Source organism: Gelidibacter sp. (assembly GCF_035577925.1).
GTDB lineage: Bacteria > Bacteroidota > Bacteroidia > Flavobacteriales > Flavobacteriaceae > Gelidibacter.
The window spans coordinates 1-9940 of record NZ_DATJCY010000381.1 but is presented as its reverse complement, the minus strand read 5'-3'; the positions used below and the strand labels follow the sequence as shown (position 1 = coordinate 9940).

7 protein-coding genes are annotated in these 9940 nt (G+C 38.2%); 1 reads left to right on the top strand and 6 read right to left on the bottom strand.

Annotated features, from left to right (window positions below; translation table 11 throughout):
- From VNJ50_RS14415 to VNJ50_RS14405, 3 genes are all read right to left on the bottom strand, one after another.
- Nucleotides 1-2592, bottom strand: a complete 2592-nt coding sequence (locus VNJ50_RS14415) for a hypothetical protein (RefSeq protein WP_325582995.1) — start codon at nt 2590-2592, stop codon at nt 1-3.
- Nucleotides 2593-2799: 207 nt separating this feature from the next.
- Entirely contained in the window at nt 2800-3510 is a 711-nt protein-coding gene (locus VNJ50_RS14410) for an ABC transporter ATP-binding protein (RefSeq protein WP_325582994.1), read from the bottom strand.
- Nucleotides 3511-3512: 2 nt separating this feature from the next.
- A complete protein-coding gene (locus VNJ50_RS14405) occupies nt 3513-4985 on the bottom strand; it encodes a DUF5687 family protein (RefSeq protein ID WP_325582993.1) in 1473 nt (490 codons plus the stop codon).
- Nucleotides 4986-5145: 160 nt separating this feature from the next.
- On the opposite strand from VNJ50_RS14405, the gene VNJ50_RS14400 reads away from it, so the two are divergent.
- Complete coding sequence (locus VNJ50_RS14400; protein WP_325582992.1) at nt 5146-6201, top strand: ferredoxin--NADP reductase; 1056 nt, start codon at nt 5146-5148, stop codon at nt 6199-6201.
- A 228-nt stretch (nt 6202-6429) separates the two neighbouring features.
- On the opposite strand, the gene VNJ50_RS14395 is transcribed toward VNJ50_RS14400, so the two are convergent.
- The 3 genes from VNJ50_RS14395 to VNJ50_RS14385 form a co-directional block, all read right to left on the bottom strand.
- A complete protein-coding gene (locus tag VNJ50_RS14395; RefSeq protein WP_414652906.1) occupies nt 6430-8277 on the bottom strand; it encodes a Xaa-Pro dipeptidyl-peptidase in 1848 nt (615 codons plus the stop codon).
- Between the two features lie 172 nt (nt 8278-8449).
- On the bottom strand, nt 8450-9484 hold the full coding sequence (locus VNJ50_RS14390; RefSeq protein ID WP_325582991.1) for a glycosyltransferase family 9 protein: 1035 nt from the start codon (nt 9482-9484) through the stop codon (nt 8450-8452).
- Nucleotides 9485-9522: 38 nt separating this feature from the next.
- Nucleotides 9523-9940 (bottom strand): DUF4254 domain-containing protein (locus VNJ50_RS14385; RefSeq protein ID WP_325582990.1); only part of this gene is annotated, 418 nt, incomplete at its 5' end.

Here is a 9940-nt window from a genome sequence, read left to right as displayed (position 1 = left end):
TTATTGGGTTTCTAGGTAGTTTTTGAGATTTTTATGTCGTTGTACAATTTCATAATTCACAGATGAAATCGCAATATATGGGCGGGTAATATTTACTTTTCGCTCTTGTAACAAATCGGCAAAACCGATGGCGCCCTCTATACTTTTTAATCCATGAACGGTAACAAAAACAGTATTTTTATCGTAAATGTCCTTAGAGACACTTAAATCATAATATCTAATTTCTTTAACTTCATTGACCAGCAGTTCAAAAAATGCATCCACTTCTTCATTACTCGCGTTTTCAAACTCATACAAGACATTAAATCTGGAGTTTGAGGTATTATCCTGAAAGGTTTTATCGGCCAAAACAGGAATGACCTTTTGTAAGATATCTTTGGCCTGTTTGCCTTCTTCTGTATTAGGATAGTTTAAGGCAATAAAGTTAACGCTTTCTCTATAAGCATCAAAACCATTTAATCGACCGTTGGCAGAAGCTTTCAAAATTTCAAACTTAGGCACAATGGGATCGCCATCAAATTCAAAAATATACTTATCGCTCAACGTAATGACTTCCTGAAAATTCTGCGCTTCATAACTGGCATAAATACGCTCATAAATACTTTCGGGACTGTTTTCGTCCTTGGCCATTTCTGACTTTGGATTTAAAAGAATAGCCGCGTATCTCGAATCGGGGTAATTGGCAATAATATCTCGTTTCATTTGCTCGGCAGCGTTAACCTCATCCAACAGTTCATAAACACCGTACAAATTGTATTTGGTAGGCAAAACAAGACGTTCTTCAGGATTATTATCCAATACATTTTTGAGTTTATCTTTGGCAAGTTCGTATTCTTTAAACTTTTCTTTATAAATAACTCCCAATTGGTAATAAGCATGATTTCTATCTTTGGCAATACTATCAATAACTGTTTGATCGGTTGGAATTTTCGATATATAAAAATCGACATCGTAGCGTTCTTCTTCGGAAATATCTGTCGATAAATCACCATCTGTGGCTGTAAACTCATTACTCCGTGTGCTAGAAAGTCGCCAATTATCCTTTAATGAACGGTCTCCCCAAATTTTTAAAAACTCGTTTTTGCCATAAGCTACCGTCGTAGGATTATAGAAATAAAAGGATGATTTACCACTACTTCCTGACGGATTTACACCTTGACCGGAAGCTAGATTTCCCGACGTATTTTGGTTGAAATTGTTATCAGCAACCACTACACCTGAATTGGCTTTGCGCTCGGCAATTTCCTGTTGCTCTTTTAAGGCTTCTGCTTTAGCTTTTAACTCATCGATATAGGTTGTAAATAGTGCGATGCGATCTGTATCAGACAAATTCACCAAATTCAAAATACTATCGTTTACTTGTGCGATGTCTTCATAGTAAATAACATCATCCAGATTTTCTCTTTTTCGTTTGATGGTTCGGTAAGGTTTTGAATTGACCACCATATTGGTCATCGTGCTGTCATAATAAGCACCAGCTGTTTTATACTCAGATTTGGCAAAACTCATATCTCCCAAAATCGTATAATCCAAAGCTTTTAAGTGCCTATCGCCAGACGGGGTTCTCAACGATTTATTGTAATACGCAACAGCCATTGAATCGCGATGGGATGCGCGGTGAAACTCGGCAATACGATAGTATATTTTATCCAAAAAAGGTCGGTTTTCACGATCGTTTTCCAAATCGGTCAAATATTCTTCAAACGCCAAAACATCACCTGTTTCCAAATCAAAGTTAGCCGCCTTTGCCAAATGCGCATTGATATAATAAGCACGAGGTACTTTTCGATGCAAATCGATTACTTTATCAAAAGCTAGATTGGCACTGTCTTTATAACCAAACTCATTATAAAGTTGTCCTCTAATATAATTGAATCGTGCTTTTTCGTTGTTTTTTTTAGTGAATTCGGCAGCAATTGCCAACTGCGCCAAGGCACTGTCTTTTGCTTTTATATTGATGTAAGCTTGTGCCAAAGCAGCCGTAGCATCGGCAACATCCTGCCCTTTTACCTCTTCTTGCTCGAATATTCGTTTTAGATTTTTAATGGCAAGTTCATTGTTTTCGAGCCGCATATTGGTTTTTTCGCGCCATATTTTTGCTTTCACAATTTTATCGCTTGCAGGATATCTATAAAGAATATAATTGAAAGCTTCAATAGCATGAATAAACCGTTGGTCGAAATAGCGCGCTTGGCCCAACAATAAATAAGCTTCATCAATTTGAGGATTGTGCTCTTTGCCTTTAATGTTCATGCCGTGTTTTTGAACCGCTTTGATGGCTTTTTCTTCAGCACGTTCAAAATCAGAATTTCTCGACTGGCCAGGAAGTATGATGTCATCTATGGTTTCCATGCGTTCTATTGAAAGTAATTCCCAATAGTTGTCCGTAAAGGCATTATCAACTGTTGCTCTTCCGTTTTCTAAAGCAATATTACCATTGTAAAGAATGTTGTATTCTGTAGCTAATGCATGAAAATTCCTGTTAATGAACGTATCGTTGGTACGCGAGCAGCTTGTGACTAAAAATGCCACAAAAAGCAAAAACACTATGAGTTTATAATAATTGCGCAACGCCGGTTGTATTTGGTTCATATAACTAAAAACAGCTACAAATAGTATGGAATGGCGTAAAAATAAGCATCTTTTTGAATTATTATGGAAAAATCAAGGGAGTTTTCGATGTGTGCTTCCATGCTGTTTCCTGCAATTTTATCGCAGCGCTACAAAGCTAGAACCATATTCACATAAAATAATGCGCGCTAAAAATATAAAACCCAAGATGTTTTAATTCTCAAAAAACTATTCTACCACTTCCGAACCAGCAAAATGCGCTTCCAATTCCTTCAATGTGGCGGCACTTGTTTCCAGATCTTTTATAATAATTCCCTTTTCTAAAACTACGATCCTATCGCTGACTTCGGTAACGTGCATCAAATCATGACTGGATATCAATACGGTAATTCCTTGTTTTTTAGCAAGATCTTTAACAATATGTTTTAACCGGATTTGGGTTGTTGGATCGAGATTGGCAAAAGGCTCATCCAAAATAATTACTTCAGGATTGCCGATAAGTGCAGCAACGATGCCTACTTTTTTCTGGTTTCCTTTACTTAAATCACGCAGGTATTTTTTTTGATTTAAAATTTCGCCATGAAAAAAATCTTCAAACTGAATCAATAAGGCATCAACATCGGCTTTGTTCTGACCGCGTAATTCACCAATAAAATAAAAATATTCTTCAGCCGTCAGATAGCCAATTAAAAAGGTTTCATCAATGTATGCCGAGGTAAAAGGCTTCCAGTCTTCACTCAAATTAACCTGAACATCTTTGCTTTTAATAAATCCTGTGGTTGGTTGGATCAAATCTAACAACAAACTAAAAAAAGTAGTTTTTCCTGCGCCATTATTGCCCACAAGGCCAAAACTTTGTCCTTTTGGAATTTCCAAATGCTCAATATTTAAAACTGGATCTGCATTATATTGTTTTGATAAATTGGATACTGTTATCATAATTAATTGTTTTGTTTGTAAGCTGCTAATGTTTTATACTTTTCTGATTTATAGATCTTTTCAATAATATCAAAAACTTTGTCCTTAAATAAAAATCCTGCCAATCCTGAAATGGCGACCAAGGCAAAACCGAAAACTTCGCCCAATGTATAATGGCCAAGTGCATAAATAAGCATCGGCAATACCAATTTTGGAAGGGTCAATAACATGGTTTTTACATTGAATGCCTGTTTGTCGCCAAAGGCTTTTTTACTGCTGGCCAAATCGATTGGCGTTTTGATATACGCACCGCCCCAAAGCACCACATGGCTGTTAACGCCAATATTATAAATACCACCAACCACCACTGCGGCATAAGCTTGCCAACCCCAATATAGGTAAAACACAGAAACAACCATTGAAACGGCTGTAGCGATGATCATTAAATACCATTTGGAGGCCAAATAATCCTTATAGCGAATATTTTGGCTCATCATCAACGGATAATAAGCACTGTCCCAACTTGGCACAAACTGCCCAAAAGTGAATAAAAATCCGCCAGAAACGAAAATACCTGCAAAAATTTTCCAAAACGGACTTTGATAGGCTTCAATGGAATTGGTGAAAAACAGCAATCCGTAAAAAATAAAAACCACACTCATAATCAAAGTCATTCTTGAACGCTTGTTACGTCTTAAAAGTCGAATATCATTTTTAAGAAATGTGGACATGCTCCCAAAACGATCGAGCCAATGGTAATCTTCCGTTTTGGCAATATCATGTTTTATGGATAAACCAGCATCCAAATAAAGATTCCTTTTAAAATAATCAAAAGCCATTTTATAAAATACAACGGCCAAAATCACAGTAATTAGCGATAGATATGGAATAGCATAAAAGCTGTTGAAAATAGGAAAGGTATATTGTGTGATATCAAAAACGGCATAATATTGAAGCGCAATCATTACGACGATGGCACCAAGCACACCAAAAAAGACGGAGTCTTTATTATTGATAAAAATATTGATGAAGTTATTGCACATAATCCATCCCAAAATAGCCAAATACCAAGCCATCACCTGTAAAACCGAAAAACCTTCAATAATCAATACAATTGAAAAAGGAATGAAAAAAAATGCATGCAATACATTAAAAAACGACAATACCGTTTTGCTCATGGCAAAATTGACAATTGCCTTTTTTCCAATCGGCAAATACATCAGTGGTTTAATGTTTATGATAGGCATTGTTTGAAAAAAATACCGAAGGATCAAGTCGAAAATCATATAGTAAATAACCACCTTATTGACCGCCTCAAAAGGTTCCAGTCCTAAATTTTCTTCAATGATATAATACGCTCCAAAACCCAAAATTGCAAAAGAGGCAATCATCCAAATAGCCCCAAAAACCATGAGGATTTTCATAAATAAATTGGCCTTAAATGATGCCGACCTTACAAAGGCTTTCCACTCAAGATTGATAAAATGTTTGAACATAAAAAGTTGGTTACAGTTTAATAGTTAGTAATATTAACATACTTTTTGTTACAAAAAAAATGAATCAACCATGAATTCATCCATTTATCAAAACATATAATTTTGTTAGAGATGTGGCATTTAATCTAAGCATTCGTTACTTTTGAAGAAAATTTAAGACATGTCGAATTTCCATTCCCTAACCATAAAAAACATAGAGCGCATCACATCGCAAGCCGTAACGCTTAGCTTTGATGTGCCTTCGCATTTAAAAGAAACTTACACTTTTAGTTCCGGTCAGTATGTGACCTTAAAAAAAGTACTTAACGGCGTCGAACTAAGACGCGACTATTCCTTATGTTCTTCTCCAAAAAGCGACGAATTGAAAGTTGCAGTAAAAGAAGTAGAAAACGGTACATTTTCAGCATTTGCCAACCACGAATTAAAAATAGGCGATACCATTGATGTTGCAGCACCAAGAGGTCATTTTGTTTTTAAGCCGAACGATTCCAAAACCAAACATATTGCCGCTTTTGCAGCAGGAAGTGGTATTACGCCAATTTTGAGTATTATTAAATGTGCTTTGGAAGAAGAAGTACTTAGTAATGTCGTTTTAGTCTATGGCAATAAAACGACCGATGATGCCATGTTTTTGAATGAATTGCTCGAATTACAGCAACAGTATAGCGATCGATTGTCCATTCAGTTTGTATTCAGCCAAGCGCAAGAAGAAGATTCCATTTTTGGGCGTATTGAAAAAAGCACGGTCAATTTAATTTTAAAGCACAAGCACAAAGATTTGGCCATTGATGCTTTCTATTTATGTGGTCCCGAAGCTATGATCCACACGGTCAAAGATGTACTAGCCGAGCATGATATTCCAAAAGACCGCATTTTCTTTGAATTGTTTAAAGCTGCAAAACCTACGGAAGATGATACCGCTACAATTCCGGATGGCCAAACCAAAATCACCATTGTTTTGGACGACGAATCGACAACTTTTGAAATGTCACAAAAACAAACCATTCTTGAAGCCGCATTGGACCAAGATTTGGATGCACCTTATTCTTGCCAAGGCGGCATTTGCAGCAGTTGTTTGGCGCGTGTGGTTGAAGGTGAAGCCAAAATGCGAAAAAACAGTATTTTAACCGATAGTGAAGTTGCTGAAGGCTTAATTTTAACCTGCCAAGCACATCCATTGACACCTAATGTGAAAATTGATTATGATGATATTTAATAGGTTCGTTTTAACTCAAAGAATAATCTATTAAACCGATCTTGGTACATGACAAAATTATATTTAATGGATTTTCCCCGATTCTATACCCCTCCCGATAATTATCGGAACTAAAGGATGAGTGGTCCTAAATTGTCTTGGTTCACTTTAGACTAGGGTAAAATAAGACAATTTCGGTAAGCGATGAAATAGTTACCAATTTCCTTCTTAGCTATCAGACTGGCAGTTTTAATTGCGTCTAATCGCCGTTTCAAAATAAGAAGGACCACCCACAATTGGCAAGACTAAGTTTGTGCCCTCCAAATCGACAGTCAGCGCCGTTCCGGGCTGCGGCCATAAGGTATATTCCCTATCACTGGAAAACACCATCAAGCCAATTTGTTGACCTGCAGGAATGATCTGATCATCAGGCTGTAGATCAAAAGTCAATTCGTAGAACTTACCAGGCTCTAAAGGACTGCTTTCAGTCAGGGATTTATGGTTTTGAGGATCGGCCCAACCCCGTGTGATAATGTTGTCCGTGATCTTGACATTGCGTCCTTCTTTCCAGGGCAGGGCTATCAACCATACCGAAAGATTGGCCGCAGGTTTACTGCTAGCCACACGAATTGTCAAACGAGGCGTTCCCGAGATATGGACCTCCTTGCTCAGTATGGGACTTAGATAGAGCAGTCGGTGATTGGTATTTTCAGCCTGAGCCAATGCAGACCCCGAGAATGATACATTGTCAATCAAGGTTTCCGTTCCCTGCTTATCCTGTACATCAGTGGATAACGCGCCATATTTTGGAGCACCAGCACTCAAGAATAGTTTGACATCAACGGCATCTGGATTTGGATAATCGGCGTATGGCGTTGGATCAGACTGTTGGTCGTCTTCCCTTACGATCCAGGCCAAAGGATCTTTTTCCACACCATTCTCAATGCCATATAAGTATCGGGTAAACCATCGGTTCATCATTTTCATTGGTGGGGAGCCACCATGACCATTTTGATGGTAATATATTTGGGAAGGAATGCCCAATTGTTGAGCTTTTTTATAAATTCGGTAACTATGTTCGGGCATAACGTTCCAATCGTTAAAGCCATGAGCCATTAACAGAGCGGCTTTCATTCCTGACATCTGATAGAGATAATCGCGACCTTTCCAAAACTCGTTATAATCTCCCGTTCGCCGATCCATCCCCTTCGCCATTTCGGTATCACGTACCACACGGTTGTTGTGTGCACGTTTGGATTCGTCTCCACTATGAATAAAATCATAAAGTACATCAATATCTTCGCCTAAATAACCGCCAGGACTACGAACCAATCCGTTGGAACGGTAGTAGTGGTAGTAAGACGTATTTGGCGCAACAGGAATAATTGCTTTTAAGTTTTCGACTCCCGTGGTAGCCGCTGCAAGGGGCAACGTACCGTTATACGAGGTTCCGGTCATCCCTACATTTCCCGTAGTCCAGTAGGCCTTTACCTTCTCATTACCGTTGGGCGTGGTGTAACCATTGTTCTTACCTCCAAGCCATTCGATGACAGCTTTAGGTGCCAAGGACTCGTTGATACCACCAACGGTCGGTGAACCCTGAGAAAGCCCTGTCCCTGGTGAAGAAGAGTGCACAATGATAAACCCACGTTTTATCCAATCATTGATGAGTGTGTTTGCAATGATAGGCCTTGTTCCTGTCCGTTGTACCTCGGGATGAATTCGAGGTGTGGGTGCATCCTCACCCAATTCATGGCGAACATCCCACATAATTCCTTTCACATCGGCAGCAACACCCGAATAGTAAGGGCTTGTTTCGTAAATGACGGGCAACTTGAGCTTTTCGGTTTCGGTCTGATAAGGTCGGGTGACACTAACGTGCATTCGGTCCAGCTTTCCGTCGCCATCGGTATCAAATTCGGTTTCCACCCACAAATCATGACGAATCCATTGATCCGGTGTATTGAAAGCTTCGACGATCTGAGCTTCACCATCCTTGATGACAGGCACAGCCTGACCGTATCCTGAAGATACAAAGGTGAAAACTATAGCAATTGCATAAATAAAACGATGTGGGATTAGCAGCTTATGATTCATTCTTTTGTGCTTTTATATGAACAGTTTAAGTCAATTAAATGGGTATCCGTATGTTTGATAACAATACAATAATAACGATTTTTTTGATAAAAAAGAATGTGGTTTTGTTTTGTCTGCCAAAAAAAAGATATGATGAACTTCAGATTTTAAGTGTTATCTGAACAAACAATTCCTAAGAACACTGTTTTTTTAGGATATACTCCAATTTTTCTACAACTTCTTTTGGTGGAATGGTTTTCATGCATTCTTCATAGCCTTCCGGGAATTTATTGCCATAAACAGATGTCGGAATCTTAGGGAATTTTTCACGATCGGCTAAAAGCGCATTATTTTCATCTTGATGAAAAGGATAAAACCCAGCATAAGGATGCGTTACGCCCCACAATGTTACAACTTCTATGCCCAACATAGCAGCCATATGCGCATTGCCAGAATCCATGGAAAGCATCACATCTAAATTTGAAATGACATCCAACTCTTCATCCAAACTTAATTTTCCAGCAATACTTAGGATACTTTCATTTTCTAAAGTACTTAAATACTCAACCTCTGCTTTTCCGCCAAACAACAAAATTTTATAATTCTTGGAAAGTTCTTTAATCACTTCTTCCATCGAGCTCAACGGATACATTTTGCTTTTATGCGCTGCAAATGGGGCAATTCCTATCCACTTTCTAGTATCCTTTCCAACAATTTCCAAAGTTCTTAAATTCAGTTCGGTACGTTCTGGAAAATGAGGTTCTGAATCTATAATTGGATAGCCCAACTTTTCAAAAACATCTTTATAACGTTGGTGTGTGGTTTTGAGCTGCTCGAAAATCTTACCATTTACCAAAGCTTTCTTCTCGACTCTTCCCTTGTCAATTTGAACGGGTTTTAAATCTAAAAGAAAGATCTTAAGAATTTTAGTTCGAAGAACGTTATGCAAATCGGCAACCGCATTAATCCCCAAAAGCCGCAATTCTTTGGAAAGTTCCAAAAGTCCAAAAAAACCTTTGTGTTTTCCTTTTAAATCTGGTGAAAAGATTGATACATTTTCCAAATCCCGAAAAAACGGTTTGAAAAACTCTCGGGTCAAAACAGTGATTTTCACGTCTGGATATTGTGCTGTGAATGCACGTAAAACCGGAATGGTCATCGCCACGTCTCCCATAGCAGAAAGACGGATGACGAGGATGTGTTTGGGTTTAAGTTTCGATTTCGACATTTTATCAATGAAGGTTCGTGCCTTTGCAGGAACAGGTTTTATTTCTGCCCTCGCAACACAGGATTCAGTTCATCATCATTATACATTTTCATCTGCTTATAGACTTTCATGTATTTATTGCCGTTTTTAATATCGAGCAACAAATCGTCAATTGCCGAACTCAAATCCTTGCGCTGTTCTAAAAGTACGTTTAGCTTGGTTGTACAATTTAATTTGTGTGATGAAGATGCATCAGGACGCTCCACTTCTTCATTCATGTGATAGATTTTTAAGGCTAAAATTGACAATCTGTCAATGGCCCACGCCGGACTTTCAGTATTTATAGTCGCATTTGATTTAGGCTGAACGTCATGATATTTGCTTAAAAAATAACTGTCAATATATTCCACCATATCGGTTCGATCTTGGTTGGACGCATCAATTTGGCGCTTCAATTTTAAAGCGGCAACGGGGTCA